At 62.6% G+C, this 14,979-nt stretch carries 15 protein-coding genes and 1 pseudogene; 5 read left to right on the top strand and 11 right to left on the bottom strand.

Translation table 11 applies throughout. From position 1 onward, the window contains the following. Window positions 1-88: 88 nt before the first annotated feature. The 4 genes from RW095_RS36685 to RW095_RS36670 all read right to left on the bottom strand — a co-directional run bounded on the left by RW095_RS36685 (window position 89) and on the right by RW095_RS36670 (window position 2,412). Window positions 89-1,087, bottom strand: a complete 999-nt coding sequence (locus tag RW095_RS36685) for an NAD(P)H-dependent glycerol-3-phosphate dehydrogenase (protein WP_317020610.1) — start codon at window positions 1,085-1,087, stop codon at window positions 89-91. Between the two features lie 21 nt (window positions 1,088-1,108). Beyond that, the gene (secB, locus tag RW095_RS36680) at window positions 1,109-1,579 is read right to left on the bottom strand and encodes a protein-export chaperone SecB (protein ID WP_128594191.1); all 471 of its coding nucleotides are present in this window, start codon (window positions 1,577-1,579) and stop codon (window positions 1,109-1,111) included. Window positions 1,580-1,729: 150 nt separating this feature from the next. Next, a complete protein-coding gene (grxC, locus tag RW095_RS36675; RefSeq protein ID WP_006048078.1) occupies window positions 1,730-1,990 on the bottom strand; it encodes a glutaredoxin 3 in 261 nt (86 codons plus the stop codon). Beyond that, window positions 1,987-2,412 (bottom strand): rhodanese-like domain-containing protein, encoded by a 426-nt coding sequence (locus RW095_RS36670; protein WP_317020609.1) that lies wholly within the window; start codon window positions 2,410-2,412, stop codon window positions 1,987-1,989. The genes grxC and RW095_RS36670 overlap by 4 nt, the downstream gene beginning before the upstream one ends. Window positions 2,413-2,548: 136 nt before the next feature. Here RW095_RS36670 and gpmA point away from each other — a divergent pair, with 136 nt between their 5' ends. From gpmA to RW095_RS36655, 3 genes are all read left to right on the top strand, one after another. Continuing rightward, a complete protein-coding gene (gene gpmA / locus RW095_RS36665; RefSeq protein WP_128585549.1) occupies window positions 2,549-3,295 on the top strand; it encodes a 2,3-diphosphoglycerate-dependent phosphoglycerate mutase in 747 nt (248 codons plus the stop codon). Between the two features lie 398 nt (window positions 3,296-3,693). After that, window positions 3,694-5,271, top strand: coding sequence for a S41 family peptidase (locus RW095_RS36660; protein ID WP_317020608.1), 1,578 nt, complete (start codon window positions 3,694-3,696; stop codon window positions 5,269-5,271). A gap of 74 nt (window positions 5,272-5,345) precedes the next feature. Continuing rightward, window positions 5,346-6,104 carry a HesA/MoeB/ThiF family protein gene (locus RW095_RS36655; protein WP_317020607.1) on the top strand — a complete coding sequence of 253 codons (759 nt, stop codon included), beginning with the start codon at window positions 5,346-5,348 and terminating at the stop codon, window positions 6,102-6,104. A gap of 72 nt (window positions 6,105-6,176) precedes the next feature. On the opposite strand, the gene ptsP is transcribed toward RW095_RS36655, so the two are convergent. The 7 genes from ptsP to RW095_RS36620 form a co-directional block, all read right to left on the bottom strand. Continuing rightward, window positions 6,177-7,925 (bottom strand): phosphoenolpyruvate--protein phosphotransferase, encoded by a 1,749-nt coding sequence (gene ptsP / locus RW095_RS36650; RefSeq protein ID WP_317020606.1) that lies wholly within the window; start codon window positions 7,923-7,925, stop codon window positions 6,177-6,179. A gap of 294 nt (window positions 7,926-8,219) precedes the next feature. Beyond that, window positions 8,220-8,489 carry an HPr family phosphocarrier protein gene (locus tag RW095_RS36645; RefSeq protein ID WP_006048084.1) on the bottom strand — a complete coding sequence of 90 codons (270 nt, stop codon included), beginning with the start codon at window positions 8,487-8,489 and terminating at the stop codon, window positions 8,220-8,222. 79 nt (window positions 8,490-8,568) lie between these two features. After that, window positions 8,569-9,057 carry a PTS sugar transporter subunit IIA gene (locus RW095_RS36640; RefSeq protein WP_128585545.1) on the bottom strand — a complete coding sequence of 163 codons (489 nt, stop codon included), beginning with the start codon at window positions 9,055-9,057 and terminating at the stop codon, window positions 8,569-8,571. Window positions 9,058-9,398: 341 nt separating this feature from the next. Further along, complete coding sequence (gshB, locus tag RW095_RS36635; protein ID WP_317020605.1) at window positions 9,399-10,355, bottom strand: glutathione synthase; 957 nt, start codon at window positions 10,353-10,355, stop codon at window positions 9,399-9,401. Between the two features lie 156 nt (window positions 10,356-10,511). Next, window positions 10,512-11,801, bottom strand: a complete 1,290-nt coding sequence (gshA, locus tag RW095_RS36630; protein WP_317020604.1) for a glutamate--cysteine ligase — start codon at window positions 11,799-11,801, stop codon at window positions 10,512-10,514. Window positions 11,802-12,048: 247 nt separating this feature from the next. Then, window positions 12,049-13,545, bottom strand: coding sequence for an ammonium transporter (locus RW095_RS36625; RefSeq protein ID WP_201702252.1), 1,497 nt, complete (start codon window positions 13,543-13,545; stop codon window positions 12,049-12,051). A 44-nt stretch (window positions 13,546-13,589) separates the two neighbouring features. Beyond that, entirely contained in the window at window positions 13,590-13,928 is a 339-nt protein-coding gene (locus RW095_RS36620; protein WP_013088261.1) for a P-II family nitrogen regulator, read from the bottom strand. A 446-nt stretch (window positions 13,929-14,374) separates the two neighbouring features. Between RW095_RS36620 and RW095_RS36615 the strand changes: the two genes are divergently transcribed. Together RW095_RS36615 and RW095_RS36610 are read left to right on the top strand one after the other, a co-directional pair. Beyond that, window positions 14,375-14,629: an accessory factor UbiK family protein gene (locus RW095_RS36615; RefSeq protein ID WP_020067052.1), complete on the top strand. Its 255-nt coding sequence runs from the start codon at window positions 14,375-14,377 to the stop codon at window positions 14,627-14,629. A gap of 124 nt (window positions 14,630-14,753) precedes the next feature. Beyond that, window positions 14,754-14,951 (top strand): annotated as a pseudogene (locus tag RW095_RS36610) (magnesium chelatase domain-containing protein); the annotation flags it as partial. Between the last annotated feature and the right edge of the window lie 28 nt (window positions 14,952-14,979).

Genomic DNA, 14,979 nt, shown 5'->3' with positions numbered 1-14,979 from the left:
AGACAATGGACAGCGAGTGCAGGCAGCCGTTCAGCGTTGTTACACGCCGAACGGCTGACAGGGAGAGCGCCCGGGAACCTGGGGCGGCTTATTCGGCCTTCGAATCGCGCCGCAACAGGGCGCTGACGGCGTCGCGCGGCGCTACGCCGTCGAACAGCACGGCACAGACCGCCTGAGTGATCGGCATTTCGATTGCATGAGCACGCGCGATCGCGAGAACCGCTTGCGCGCAACGCACGCCTTCGGCCACATGGCCCAGGCCGCCGAGAATATCGGCGAGCGAACGGCCCGCGGCGAGCTGCACGCCGACCGTGCGATTGCGCGACAGATCGCCGGTCGCGGTAAGAATCAGATCGCCGAGCCCCGTCAAACCAGTGAACGTCTCCGCGCGTCCGCCGAGCGTCACACCGAGACGCGACATTTCGGCGAGTCCGCGGGTGATCAGAGCCGCGCGCGCGTTCAGGCCGAGACCCAGACCGTCGGCGATTCCCGTTGCAATAGCCAGCACGTTCTTCACCGCGCCGCCCACTTCTACGCCGACGATGTCGTCGCCCGTATAAATGCGCATCGCGCCGTGATGAAACGCCGCAACCGTGCGCTCGCGGCATGCCGCCGAAGCACTCGCGATGGTCAGCGCAACCGGCAAGCCCTGACCGACTTCCCGCGCGAAGCTCGGACCGGACAGCACGCCATTACTGCCGTGCGCGGGCAGCTCGGACGCGACCACCTGATGCGGCAACAACTGCGACTCCGCCTCGAAACCCTTGCAAAGCCACACGATATGCGCGGGCACTTTGCCCGCATCGCGCATCGACTGGAACAGCGCGCGCAGTCCGGCCACGGGCGTGGCCACGACGCATAGCGCGTCGTCGGCAAGCGCATGGTCGAGCGCCGCGTTCAGGTCCGCTTCGTAGCGAAGCGCCGACGGCAAAGCAACGCCCGCAAGATAGCGGGCGTTTTCGTGCGAAGCGGAGAGATCCGCGACCAGCGCGGGCTCGCGCGCCCACAACAGCGTGTCGTGCCTGACTGCCAGATGGCCGGCGAGGGCCGTGCCCCATGCGCCGGCTCCGAGAACAGCAACCTTCATAGCCGGCACTGCCTGCGACACTTAATGCGTGACGCCGTTTTGCGCTGCGCCGTCCTGGCCGCCCATCTGCGCGAGGCGTTGCTCGTAGAGCGCCTGGAAGTTGATTTCGGCGAGGTGGATCGGCGGGAAGCCCGCGCGCGTGATCGCGTCGGCGATGTTCGAGCGCAGGTACGGGAACAGGATGGTCGGGCACGCAATGCCGACGAGCGGATCGACCTGTTCCGCCGGAATGTTGCGAATATCGAAAATGCCTGCCTGCTTGGCTTCGATCAGGAACGCGACCTTGTCCGACACCTTGGCCGTCACGGTGCCAGTCACGAGAATTTCGAACACGGTGTCCGCGAGGCGCTCGGCCTTCACGTCGACTTCCACCTCGACCGACGGCATGTCTTGCTCGAGGAAAATGGCCGGCGAATTCGGCTGTTCGAGCGACATGTCCTTCAGATAGATGCGCTGGATGTTGAAGAACGGCTGGTTATTCTCGTCGGACATGATTGAGTGATTCCCTGATAGGTATGCGTAGCGGCGGCCCATGAACTCATGGGTCGCCGGATATTTGCGGCGCGCCGCCCGCCCACGCGGGGCGACGATGCGCCGGCTTGTATTTCACCCGCCGCTTCCCGCGCCCAACGGCGCGAGAATTCAGGCGGCTTCGAGCAGAGGCGTCAGACCGCCCGCGCGATCGAGCGCGGAGAGATCGTCGTACCCGCCCACGTGCTTCTCGCCGATAAACACTTGCGGCACCGTGCGACGACCGGTCCGGGTCATCATTTCCTCACGACGGGCCGGGTCCTTGTCGATCAGTACTTTTTCGATATTCTCGACGCCGCGCGACTTTAAAAGACGTTCGGCCATCTGGCAATACGGGCACACCTGCGTGCTGTACATGATCACTTTGTTCACTTGGCTACTCCTTGTTTCACAACCGGCATGCCGGCTTTCTGCCAGGCGTCGACGCCGCCTTCCAGAACGTGGACTTCCGCATATCCCGCATCCTGCACGATACGCGCTGCCTTGTTCGACTGCTGGCCGGTCTGGCACACCAGCAGCACGGGGTTGCTCTTATTCTTCACCAGTTGCGCGACCTTTGCTTGCAACTCGGCGAATTCCAGGTGCCGCGCCGAGGGCAAATGCCCTTTGGCGAAGTCGGCCAGCGGACGCAGGTCGATAACCGCCGCATTGCGCCGATTGATCAGCTGCGTGGCTTCGGCGGCCGACAGGCCACCGCGGCCGCGCCGGCTGATGGTCGGCCACAGTAGCAACCCACCGGAGATGAGGACGATCGCAATGAGGACAAGGTTTGTGTAATCAGTGAAAAACTTCACGGAAGATCCGCCGAAAAAGAGAGAAATCGGAAAGGGCAATCCCGGCATTATAAAATAAGCGTCTGACGCGATGGCGGCGCTCCTCGTCGGGCGCCTGGCAGCGCTTACAGCTTCCTTACTACCGACCGGCAATCTTATGTACAAACTCGTTCTCATCCGCCACGGCGAATCAACGTGGAACAAGGAAAACCGCTTCACGGGCTGGGTCGACGTCGACCTGACCGAGCAGGGCAACCGCGAAGCGCAGCAGGCGGGCGTGCTGCTGAGGGAATCCGGCTATTCGTTCGACATCGCCTACACGTCCGTGCTCAAGCGCGCGGTCCGCACGCTGTGGCATGTGCAGGACCAGATGGATCAGATGTACATACCCGTCGTGCATTCGTGGCGTCTGAACGAGCGCCACTACGGCGCGCTGTCGGGTCTGAACAAGGCCGAAACCGCGGCGAAATTCGGCGACGAACAGGTGCTGGTCTGGCGTCGCAGCTACGACACGCCGCCGCCGGCGCTCGAACCGACGGACGAGCGCGCGCCTTATAACGATCCGCGCTACGCCAAGGTGCCGCGCGAACAGCTGCCGCTCACCGAGTGCCTGAAAGATACGGTGGCGCGCGTGTTGCCGCTGTGGAACGAGTCGATCGCGCCGGCCATCAAGTCGGGCCGCAAAGTGGTGATCGCGGCGCACGGCAACTCGATCCGCGCATTGGTGAAGTACCTCGACAACATCTCGGACGACGACATCGTCGGGCTCAATATTCCGAACGGCGTGCCGCTCGTCTATGAGCTGGACGAAAACCTGAAGCCGCTGAAGCACTACTATCTGGGCGACCAGGAAGCTATCGCGAAGGCACAGGCTGCCGTCGCGAAGCAGGGCAAGGCGGGCTGATTCCGCTGTGCCCGCTAGTTGCAGCGCGACTGCGACGTAGCTGCTTCTGGCCGCCGCCTGCTCATCTGCCCTTCGCCGCGTCCCCGCGCTTCTTTGTTAAAGATCGTGGCGGCGAAGGTGGCAGCAAGCGCAGCGGCGCGCCAGCAACGGACCACGCCGACCGGCAAGACGTACCGGTCAGTGCAGTCCGCTTCCCTCGATCGCGATCATTCTGGCCGCGATCCACCGTTACAGCACATTACTTCGACGCCCCGCGCAGGTTGCGCCGAACCCGGCACGCCTGGCGCTGTCGAATCTCGATTGCCTGCGCTGCGCCCTGAGTTGGCGGGTGTGCAGTTATACTTGTCCGTCCCCATCTCTATCGACGCTGCCACGCGCTTCCGACCGCAACAGACTCTATGCGAAAGAACCTGAAAAATATCGGCCTGATCGCCGCGGGCCTTGCTACCGGTGTATTTGCCACTTTGCAACTTTCGGCCTCGGCCCAGCAGCCCGCCAGCGCCGCCGCCACTCCGTTGCCGCTGGACCAGCTCAGGCTCTTTGCCGAAGTGTTCGGGCAGATCAAGCACGAGTACGTCGAACCTGTCGACGATAAAAAGCTTCTGACCGCCGCAATCAAAGGCATGGTGTCGAGCCTCGACCCGCATTCGTCCTACCTCGACAAGACCGATTACGAGGAACTGCAGGAGCAGACCAAAGGTCGCTTCGCGGGCCTCGGCATTGAAATTTCGTCGGAAGACGGCCTGATCAAGGTCATCTCGCCGATCGAAGACACGCCCGCGTTCCGCGCCGGCATTCGTCCGGGCGACCTGATCACGCGCATCAACGACAAGCCCGTACGCGGCATGACGCTCGACCAGGCGGTCAAGCAGATGCGCGGCGAACCGGGCACCAAGGTCACGCTCACGATCTTCCGCAAGACCGACGACCGCACGTTCCCGCTCACCGTCACGCGAGCGCTCATCAGGGTGCAGTCGGTCAAGATGAAGATCCTCGCGCCGGGCTATGCGTATGTGCGTATCACCAGCTTCCAGGAACGCACTACGCCTGACCTCGCCGCGAAGCTGCAGGACATTGCGCGTCAGCAGCCGAATCTGAAGGGCCTCGTGCTCGACCTGCGCAACAACGGCGGCGGGCTGCTGCAAAGCGCGGTCGGCGTGGCCGGCGCGTTCCTGCCGCCGAACTCGGTCGTCGTGTCCACCAACGGGCAGATTCCGGATTCGAAGCAGGTCTACCGCGACACTTACGACAACTACCGCCTGCAGTCCTTCGACACCGATCCGCTGAAAGACGAAGCGCCGATCTTCAAGACCGTGCCGATGATCGTGCTGACCAACGCCTACTCGGCGTCGGCATCGGAGATCGTCGCGGGCGCGCTGCAGGATCAGCATCGTGCGCTGATCGTCGGCAAGACGACCTTCGGCAAGGGCTCAGTGCAGACCGTGCGGCCCATGACCGCCGACACCGCGCTGCGCCTGACCACGGCGTATTACTACACGCCGAGCGGCCGTTCTATCCAGAACAAGGGCATCCGTCCTGACATCGCGATCGATCAGTACGCAGAAGGCGATCCGGACGACGCACTCGTCACGCGCGAAGTCGACTACTCGAATCATCTTGCCAACACGCAAGACCCGAACGAGAAGAAGGAAGCCGAGAAGCGCGAGCAGGATCGCATGGACCAGTTACGTCAGCTCGAAGAGCAGAACGACAAGAAGACGCCGGAACAGCGCCAGAAAGATCGCGAGCGCAAGCCGGTCGAATTCGGTTCCGCCGACGACTTCATGCTGGCGCAAGCGTTGAACAAGCTCGAAGGCAAGCCGGTGCAGGAATCGAAGTCGCTGACCGAGCGGCGTCTCGCGCAGAACAAGCCGGCCACGTCGGCATCCGCGCCGGTCGCCGTGAAGCCGACGCAACCGGTGCCGGGTGCGTCGGGTGTTGCGCCGGCACCCGCACCGGCCACCCAAAGCAAGTAAGCAGCACGACTCACGTGTCTTCGCGGCGCAAGCCGCCGTGAAGACACGCAGCGAAGAAGACACGCTGGCCCGCCATGAATGACGATCAACTCCTTCGCTATTCCCGCCATATTCTCGTCGACGAAATCGGCATCGAGGCGCAGCAGCGCTTTATCGATGCCCACGCGATCATCGTCGGCGCGGGTGGACTGGGTTCGCCTGCCGCGATGTATCTCGCGGCGGCCGGCGTCGGACGCTTGACGCTAGTCGATGCCGATACGGTCGATCTAACCAATCTGCAACGGCAGATCCTGCACGTGAGCGCGTCTCTCGGACGCAAGAAGGTGGAGTCCGGCCGCGACACGCTCGCGCAAATCAATCCCGAAGTGACAGTGAACGCGGTGGCCGAACGCGTCGACGACGCGTGGCTTGATCGTCATGTACCGGCCGCCACAGTCGTGCTCGATTGCACCGACAACTTCGCCACGCGCCACGCGATCAATCGCGCCTGCGTGAAGCATGGCGTGCCGCTGGTGTCGGGCGCCGCATTGCGCTTCGACGGCCAGATCAGCACGTTCGACTTCCGCGACGAAGCATCGCCGTGCTACGCGTGTGTATTTCCCGAAGACCAGCCGTTCGAGGAAGTCGCGTGCTCGACCATGGGCGTGTTTGCGCCGACGGTCGGCATCATCGGCTCGATGCAGGCGGCCGAAGCGCTGAAGGTAATCGGCGAAATCGGCACGCCGCTTGTCGGCCGGCTGACCATGCTCGATTCGCTGCGAATGGAATGGACCACCATGCGCATTGCGCGTCAGCCGGATTGCCCGGTATGCGGACAACGCCACCGGCCTTAAGCAGCGGTACAAAGCCATAATGAAAAACGCCGCACACGTGCGGCGTTTTTCATTCGGAGCAGGCAATGTCGATCAGGCTTGCGCCACGCGCTTAAGCGCAGCTTGCACTTCTTCGGGCTCGAACGAAGCGAGCACATCTGCCACCGGCTTCTCCAACGTTTTCAAATGCGAACGCAAAACTTCCTGCTTGACCACGAGCAATTGACTCGGATGCATTGAAAACTCGGTGAGGCCCATGCCGAGCAGCAGACGTGTCAAGCTCGGGTCGCCCGCCATCTCTCCGCAAACCGACACCGGCACCCCCGCCCGCTTCGCTTCGCGCAACGTGAAGGCGATCAGATGCAGCACCGCCGGATGAAGCGGATCGTACAGATGCGCGACCGAGTTGTCCGCCCGGTCGATAGCGAGCGTGTACTGGATCAGGTCGTTGGTGCCGATGGACAGAAAATCCAGCCGCTTGAGAAAGAGCGGCAACGCAATGGCCGCGGCAGGAATCTCGATCATCGCGCCGACCTGCACGTTCGGGTCGTACGCAATCCCTGCATCGTCTAGCTGACGCTTGGCTTCGCGGATCAGGTCGAGCGTTTGATCGATCTCCTGCGCATGCGCGAGCATCGGCACCAGAATCTTCACCGTGCCGAACGCCGACGCGCGCAGAATCGCGCGCAGTTGCGTGAGGAACATCTGCGGCTCGGACAAACTCCAGCGAATTGCCCTGAGGCCCAACGCGGGGTTCGATGCGGTCTCGTAGCCGTCGCCGCCGCTCATCGAATCGAGGGGCTTGTCGGCGCCCACGTCGATGGTGCGGATCGTGACCGGCAGACCGTTCATCAACTCGACCGCGCGCCGGTAGGCTTCGAACTGCTCCTCCTCTTCGGGCATGCGGTGCTTGTGATTCATGAACAGGAACTCGGTGCGAAAGAGGCCAACACCGGTCGCGCCGGCGTCGACCGCGGCGCGCGCATCTTCGGGCAACTCGATGTTCGCGCACAGTTCGATACGCGTGCCGCACAGCGTTTGCGTCGGCGAAAATTTCAGGCGCTGCAGCTTGCGCTGCTCCAGCGCTTTTTCGCTCTGCCGGTATGAATATTCCTCCAGCACGATCGGCGCGGGATCGACGATCACAATGCCATGGTCGCCGTCTACGATGATCAGGTCGTCCTGGCGAATCAGCGCGCTAGCGTGCTGCACGCCGACCGCCGCCGGAATGCCCAGGCTGCGCGCGACGATAGCCGTATGAGAAGTACGCCCGCCGAGATCCGTGACGAAACCCTGAAACGTTTGCGTCTTGAACTGCATCATGTCGGCAGGCGCAATGTCGTGCGCGACCACGATCATTTCGTCGCACGCGCCGTGCACGCCATTCACCAGCGAGCCCGACGCCCCCGCCAGCGCCTTCAGCACCCGCTCCACCACTTGCTCGATGTCGGCTTTGCGCTCGCGCAGATATTCGTCTTCGATATCGTCGAAATGGCGCGAGAGCCGTTCGAGTTGTTCGGTCAGCGCCCATTCAACGTTGTAGCGGCGTGTGCGAATCAGATCGATGGTTTCCTGAACGAGCATTGCGTCGTTCAGGATCATTGAATGTACGTTGATGAAAGCGCCCATTTCACTGGGCGCGTCTGCGGCAAGATCGGCGCGCAATGCATCGAGTTCTTCATGCACGCGTTGCTGGGCCGCGCGAAATCGCTCGACCTCGCTCTCGATCTGCGCGGGTTCGATCAGATAGTGGTCTACGTCAAGTGCAGCCGGGGCGATCAGATAGGCTCGCCCGATGGCAATACCGCGTGACACGGGAATTCCATGCAGCGTGAACGACACGCGCACCTCCTCTAGTTGTGTGATGCCGCGGCAAACCGCTGCAGTGCTCTCAGACTCTCATCGCCATTATAAATTCCACGCCGTCCCGCACGTGCGTGAATGCTGTGTGCAATGCAGCACGAAAGACCGTAGTCGATGCGGTCAACGCATCGACGCGCCTGCCAATGCGTGCTGTTCGCTGCGGCCTCGACGCGTCGAGGCATCCGCCGACGAGATCCGCGTATTGTCGCGCGCTAAAAAAAACGCCGCGGACAGCCGCGGCGTTTTCACTCATCGCTATATCGATTCGCAAGCTCACTGACCTTCGCCGAATTTATCAGCGATCAGTTTCAACAGTGCGTCCATCGCTTCTTTTTCGTCGGCGCCTTCGGTTTCGATCAGCACCGTGCTGCCGATACCCGCGGCCAGCATCATCACGCCCATAATGCTTTTCGCATTGATACGGCGGCCATTGCGGCTCATCCAGATTTCCGACTGGTAGTTGCCCGCGAGTTGCGTCAACTTGGCCGACGCGCGGGCGTGCAGCCCCAGCTTGTTCACGATAGTCGTTTCCTGTTGCAGCATGTGATGGTCCGAAGCGCAGGTAAGTGTTGTTGTGAAGGTGAACTGGCAATCAGTGGTTATGCAGTTGCAATGCGACGCGCTACAGGCCTGCTGGCCCAGCCTTCTGAACGAGTTCCGCGTCGCAAGGCAACGCGGGCAGACAGTCGGGCGGAGCCGCCGACGCCTCAGCGGGCGCGGGCGTGGCCGGTCCGATTGCATGAACGCCCTTGGTCGCGCCGGCGAGCGCTTTGTCCACCAGCGTATCGAGCGGCGTTGCGCGATAACAGACTGCGCGCACCAGCATCGGCAAATTGACGCCGCACAGCACGCGCACGTCCGGCACCGAGGCAAGTCGGCCCGCAATGTTCGCGGGCGTGGCGCCGAACATATCGGTGAGCACGAGCGCGCCGTTCTCTTCCTTCAGACGCGCGATTTCCGACTCCGCGAAAGCAACCATTTGTGCGGGATCGCAGTCGGGCGATACGTCGATCACGCCGATACGAGCCGGCAAGCCACCGTAGATATGCGAAATACAGTCGCGCAACGCGGTGGCGAACGGAGCGTGCGCAATGATCAGAATACCTGCCATGTCAGCCTTGCTGCAAAAAGACGGCCCCAAACGTGGATCGGAACCTGTCCGAAACGCTCGAGCTCTCGGCCGGCCGTGGGCCATGAGAGCCGGGAATGCACCACTTCGTGAGCGGAACCATGCGCATGGCGCCGTGCCGGCGCTCGCCGAACCCGCTCGTTCCAGGTCCGCTATTCGTGCCGATGGCTCGGTGCAAGAGCCCATCGCTGGAAACAGACGCGAAGAGCGGGCATTGTAGCAGGCCCGTTTTCGGGCCAAAGCCGGCGTCCCGCTCACAGCGGACGTGATGCTGATCGTGCCACGTAGTTTGGGGGCCGCGGCCCACATTCAAGGACGACCGCTCAACCCGCCGCGCGGTCCAGCGCGTCGATGAACATGGCCGCGACGTCGAAGCCCGTCTGATCCATGATCTCGCGAAAGCACGTTGGGCTCGTCACATTCACTTCGGTCAGCCAGTCGCCGATCGCATCCAGCCCGACGAGCAGCAGACCGCGCGCCGCCAGCACCGGCGCGAGCGTATCGGCGATCTTGCGATCATGATCGGTCAGCGGACGCGCGACGCCGAGCCCGCCCGCCGCCAGGTTGCCGCGCACCTCGTTGCCTTGCGGAATGCGGGCGAGCGAATACGGCACGGCTTCGCCGCCGATCAGCAGAATGCGCTTGTCGCCGTCCTTGATCTCGGGGATGAATTTCTGCGCCATCACCGAACGCGCGCCGTCGTGGCTCAGCATTTCGATGATCGACCCGAGGTTCATGCCGTCCGGCTTCACGCGGAATACGCCCATGCCACCCATGCCGTCGAGCGGCTTCAGAATGACGTCGCCGTGCTGCTCGTGAAATGCCCTGAGCCGCGCCGGATCGCGTGTCACCAGCGTGGGCGCGACGAACTCAGCGAACTCGCCAATTGCGAGCTTTTCCGAGTGATCCCGGATCGCCTGCGGCTTGTTGAAGATGCGTGCGCCGGCGCGCTCGGCCATTTCGAGCAGCCACGTGGACGTGACGTATTCCATGTCGAACGGCGGGTCTTTGCGCATTACCACCGCGCTAAAGCTCTTGAGCGCGCGCGGCGCGGCGGCTTCCGCCGTGTACCAGATATCGCGATGCAGGTCGGTCACGTCGCCGGTGATCGCAAAGCGCTGCACGTTTGCTTCGACGTCGCCGCCCGTCCACGCCAGATGCTTCGGCTCGCACGTGTACAGCGTATGCCCGCGGCGCGCGGCCTCGGCCATCATCGCGTAAGTAGAGTCTTTGTAGATCTTGAACTGCGTAAGCGGATCGGCGATGAAAAGAATGTCCATGAAGGTCCCGTTGCGCCCTGCTGGGCCTGGCGTTGATCGTGAAGTTACGCGTGAAGTTGAGCGTGACGTTGCGCGTGAATGTCGTCGGTGAAAATGGCGCGGGCGGCATGCGCGCCTCCCGCAGCCTCATGCAGCCCGGCCTCGCGCGGCCTGCGCTTAAACCTGGATCGCTTCCGGATCGGTCTTTTCCAGTTCGACCGATGCGGCCAGCAGCCCGAGCCGCGCCACCACGCCATACATGTAGAAGCGGTTCGGCGGCGCCGCGCCGGGTTTGGCGTGCGCATCGGGCAGCGCCGTGTGCTCGAAACCGAGCGGCACGAAGTGCATGCCCGGCGCGTTCAGATTCTGATCGCGCTCCCGGCTGCCGTGTACACGGTAGAAACCGCCCACCACGTACCGGTCGATCATATAGACGACCGGCTCCGCCACTTCCTCGCCAATCCGCTCGAACGTGTACACGCCTTCCTGCACGATGACGTCGTGCACTTCGAGGCCGTCCTTCGTGGCGGCCATCTTCGCGCGCTCGCGCTTGGTGAGCGCGGCCACTTCCGACGCGTCGTGCACGGTCATCACGCCCATGCCGTAAGTGCCCGCGTCCGATTTAATGACGACATACGGCTTTTCGGAGATGCCGTACTCGCGGTATTTTTTGGCGATCTTCTTCAACACGCCGTCGATCGCATCGGCGAGCGCTTCCTCTCCGGTGCGCTCCTGGAAATCCACACCTTCGACATGCGCGAAGTACGGGTTGATCATCCACGGATCGATCTCGACCATCTTCGAGAACTTCTTCGCAACGTCGTCATAGCACGAGAAGTGCGTCGATTTCCGGCGAACGGCCCAGCCGGCGTGCAGCGGCGGCAGCAAATACTGCTCGTGCAGATTCTCGAGCACGGGCGGAATGCCGCCCGACAGGTCGTTGTTCAGCAGGATCGAGCACGGGTCGAAATTCTTCAGGCCGAGGCGGCGCTGCGAGCGCTCGAGCGGTTCGAGCACGAGTTTCTGCCCGTCCGACAGAGCAATCGTGACGGGCCCGTTGATGCTCTCGTCGAGCGTGCCGAAACGCACGTTCAAGCCGGCCTGGCGCATGATCGCGGCCAGCCGGGCGACATTCTCCAGATAAAACGCGTTGCGCGTGTGGCGCTCTGGAATCACGAGCAGATTCTTCGCGTCCGGGCAGATTTTTTCGATCGACGCCATGGCGGCCTGCACGGCAAGCGGCAGCACTTCCTGGGGCAGATTGTTGAAAGCGCCGGGAAACAGGTTGGTATCGACCGGCGCGAGCTTGAAACCCGCATTGCGCAGGTCGACCGAGCAGTAGAACGGCGGCGTGTGCTCCTGCCACTCGAGCCGGAACCAGCGTTCGATTGCGGGAGTAGCGTCGAGGATCTTCCGCTCAAGATCGAGCAGCGGGCCGTTTAACGCCGTAACTAGGTGCGGAACCATTGATCACTCGCAGACTGGAGAAAAAAGATTGTAGAGCAAATGCTTTGCCCATTTGGGGACGCTTTCTCCATTCGCAAGCTAACCAGAATGCATTGTCTCTATCGGAATGATAGACAGGAAAAAGAACTGTTAACAAGATAGCAAGCAAGAAAAAAGCCCGCCGTGAAGGCGGGCCAAAGCGCTGTGCTTATTCGTGCTTGTTCCTGATTCGTCGAGCCCGGGAGCACGGGCTCGTCGAGCCACTTCCTTATTCGACGTGTTCGCCGTGCAGGCTCACGTCCAAACCTTCGCGTTCCTGCTCTTCCGTCACGCGGATACCGATTGTCATGTCGATGATCTTCAGCAGGATGAAGCTCACCACGCCGCTGTAGATCAGCGTCGTCAGCACGCCCTTCGCCTGCAGCAGGACGCTGCCGTCGAAGCCGCCGATGTCCTTGACCGCGAACACGCCGGTCAGAAGCGCACCGACGATACCGCCGACGCAGTGCACGCCGAACGCGTCGAGCGAGTCGTCGTAACCGAGCTTGTGCTTGAGCCACGTTGCCGCCCAGAAGCAGACCACGCCGGCCACGATACCGATCACGAGCGAGCCGAGCGTACCGACGAAGCCCGAAGCCGGCGTGATCGCCACGAGACCAGCCACCGCGCCCGACACGATACCGAGCACCGAAGGCTTACCCTTGGCCGCCCATTCGGCGAACATCCAGGCGAGTGCCGCGGCTGCCGTTGCTACTTGCGTCGCGAACATCGCGAAACCGGCACGGCCGTCTGCCGCGACTGCCGAACCCGCGTTGAAGCCGAACCAGCCCACCCACAGCATCGCGCCGCCGATCAGCGTGAGCGTCAGGTTGTGCGGAGCCATCGCTTCCTTGCCGTAGCCGACGCGCTTGCCGAGCACCAGACAGCACACCAGACCCGCGATACCGGCGTTGATGTGCACGACCGTGCCGCCCGCGAAGTCGAGAACGCCCGCGCTAGCCAGCCAGCCGGTCGGTTCCCAGACCATGTGCGCGATCGGCGAGTAGACGATGATCGACCACAGCGCCATGAACACCAGCATCGCCGAGAACTTCATACGGTCTGCAAACGCGCCCGTGATCAGCGCCGGGGTGATGATCGCGAACGTCATCTGATAGACGAAGTAGACCGTTTCCGGGATCGTCGGGGCCAGGTGGCTGACGGTCAGCGTCGTGGCCTTGTCGCCCTTGATGTAGTTCATGCCGGCCATGAAGACGCGCGAGAAGCCGCCGATGAACGATCCGCCCGGCGTGAACGCGAGGCTGTAGCCCACCACCGTCCAGATGATCGTCACGAGGCAGGTGATCGCGAAGCTTTGCATCAGCGTCGCGAGCACGTTCTTCTTGCGAACCATGCCGCCGTAGAAGAGTGCCAGACCCGGGATCGTCATGAACAGCACGAGCGCGGTGGAGGTCAGCATCCAGGCGGTGTCGCCCGAATTGATCTTCGACGAATCGACCGAGAACGGCGCGGTCGGTGCGGCCGGAGCGGCATCCGATGCCGCGGGTGCGGCGGCGGCGCTCGCTGCGGGTGCAGCCGATGCGTCAGCAGCGGGTGCCGAAGCTGCGGCGGCGGCCGAAGCGTCCGGCGCCGGCGCGCTTGCCGCCGTATCGGATGCAGCGGCCGAGGCGGCTGCGGGAGCGGAAGCGTCGTCCGCGAGGGCGGCGCCGATACCGCCCGCGAGCAGCGAACCGGCCATCAGCAGGGACATCAATAGTTTGCGCATCTTTCGTTTCCTCTTGTCGCTATCTGTGTCGCTATCTTTTGGTATTACAGAGCGTCCGCGCCGGTCTCTCCGGTGCGAATCCGGACCACCTGCTCGATCGGCGTGACGAAGATCTTGCCGTCGCCAATCTTGCCGGTCCGCGCCGCGCGCTCCAGCGCCTCGATCGCCTGATCGACGATGTCGTCCGAGACAGCGGCCTCGATCTTCACCTTCGGCAGGAAATCGACGACATATTCAGCGCCGCGATACAGCTCCGTGTGGCCCTTCTGACGGCCAAACCCCTTGACCTCGGTGACCGTAATGCCCGAGACGCCGATCGCCGACAAGGCTTCGCGCGCCTCATCGAGCTTGAACGGCTTGATGATTGCGGTAATGAGTTTCATGAAATCCCTCGCTTAGTTGCGTAACCCTGTTTGCGTAACCCGTTTTGCAGCCCTGCTCGCACTCCGCCTTCATTTCGCTTGCAGAAGTCTGGCTGGCACTCGTAACCCGTCCGCGTGGTCTCGTTTCACTGCCGGAAAATGGTGCCGGCAGTGCGCGCGGGGCAGTAAGAGCAACTCGTATGCCATGTTGTGTCAAACTCCGCCCGCGCGGGCTTCGCGAGCAGCTCAGCCGCCCTTGTCCGGATGGCTAACGCACGCCCCGCCCGGTGGCGCGGTGCAGGGATCGTTGCTAGAGTGTCCGCAGGTTCCGAAAGAGGAAGCGCGCACCAAAGGGGCTCACGCCGCCGTGGTTGGAAGAGGGCCGCGCACCAACACAGCGCATCGTCAGATGCGAGGCACAGACGTAATGAAACGCTGCACATTTTTTGTGCGCCAAGGGGAACACCATGAAACAACCGAACGATGTTTTCAACGACATTCAGGCCCGCATGAGCGAGCTGTTCAAGAATTCGCCGGCCAAAGACGTCGAACGCAATGTGAAAGCCATGCTGTCGCAGGGCTTCTCCAAGCTCGATCTGGTCACGCGCGAGGAATTCGATACACAGACGCAGGTGCTCGTCCGCACACGCGCACGTCTCGAAGAACTGGAGCGTCGCGTCGCGGAACTCGAACAGAAACTGCCGGTGACGCAGACCTCCTGACGCTTTTCGCTCTCGCAGCGCAGTAGCTGCGTTTAGCTGCACATCACAGGCAAGCGAGCCGTGACGTCATCAGCGTATTAAGGGGATCGGAGCGCGAGTCGCGCACCGTCCGACGGGAGAAAACATGTCGCTTGCCGTGGTGCGCAGTCGCGCGCCGGCTTCTGGCCGCGCGCCCGAAGTAACCGTCGAGGTGCACCTCGCGAACGGGTTGCCGTCTTTTTCGATTGTCCGGCTGCCCGATCCGGAAGTCCGCGAAAGCCGCGAGCGGGTCAGGGCGGCGCTGCAGAACTGCGGCTTTGATTTTCCCGTGCGGCGCATCTCATGTCGCCATCCGTCATTTTCAAAAAATG

The sequence above is a fragment of the Paraburkholderia kirstenboschensis genome (assembly GCF_032806925.1).
GTDB classification, from domain to species: Bacteria; Pseudomonadota; Gammaproteobacteria; order Burkholderiales; family Burkholderiaceae; genus Paraburkholderia; species Paraburkholderia kirstenboschensis.
This window is presented reverse-complemented; position numbering and strand designations above follow the sequence as displayed.

What these genes read in the sequence shown, in the direction of transcription:
- RW095_RS36620 (WP_013088261.1), bottom strand. Translation starts at nt 13,928, where the DNA reads ATGAAACTCATTACCGCAATCATCAAGCCGTTCAAGCTCGATGAGGCG.
- RW095_RS36645 (WP_006048084.1), bottom strand. Translation starts at nt 8,489, where the DNA reads ATGCTGCAACAGGAAACGACTATCGTGAACAAGCTGGGGCTGCACGCC.
- gpmA (WP_128585549.1), top strand. Translation starts at nt 2,549, where the DNA reads ATGTACAAACTCGTTCTCATCCGCCACGGCGAATCAACGTGGAACAAG.
- RW095_RS36655 (WP_317020607.1), top strand. Translation starts at nt 5,346, where the DNA reads ATGAATGACGATCAACTCCTTCGCTATTCCCGCCATATTCTCGTCGAC.
- gshA (WP_317020604.1), bottom strand. Translation starts at nt 11,801, where the DNA reads ATGGTTCCGCACCTAGTTACGGCGTTAAACGGCCCGCTGCTCGATCTT.
- RW095_RS36660 (WP_317020608.1), top strand. Translation starts at nt 3,694, where the DNA reads ATGCGAAAGAACCTGAAAAATATCGGCCTGATCGCCGCGGGCCTTGCT.
- gshB (WP_317020605.1), bottom strand. Translation starts at nt 10,355, where the DNA reads ATGGACATTCTTTTCATCGCCGATCCGCTTACGCAGTTCAAGATCTAC.
- RW095_RS36685 (WP_317020610.1), bottom strand. Translation starts at nt 1,087, where the DNA reads ATGAAGGTTGCTGTTCTCGGAGCCGGCGCATGGGGCACGGCCCTCGCC.
- RW095_RS36615 (WP_020067052.1), top strand. Translation starts at nt 14,375, where the DNA reads ATGAAACAACCGAACGATGTTTTCAACGACATTCAGGCCCGCATGAGC.
- secB (WP_128594191.1), bottom strand. Translation starts at nt 1,579, where the DNA reads ATGTCCGACGAGAATAACCAGCCGTTCTTCAACATCCAGCGCATCTAT.
- RW095_RS36640 (WP_128585545.1), bottom strand. Translation starts at nt 9,057, where the DNA reads ATGGCAGGTATTCTGATCATTGCGCACGCTCCGTTCGCCACCGCGTTG.
- RW095_RS36625 (WP_201702252.1), bottom strand. Translation starts at nt 13,545, where the DNA reads ATGCGCAAACTATTGATGTCCCTGCTGATGGCCGGTTCGCTGCTCGCG.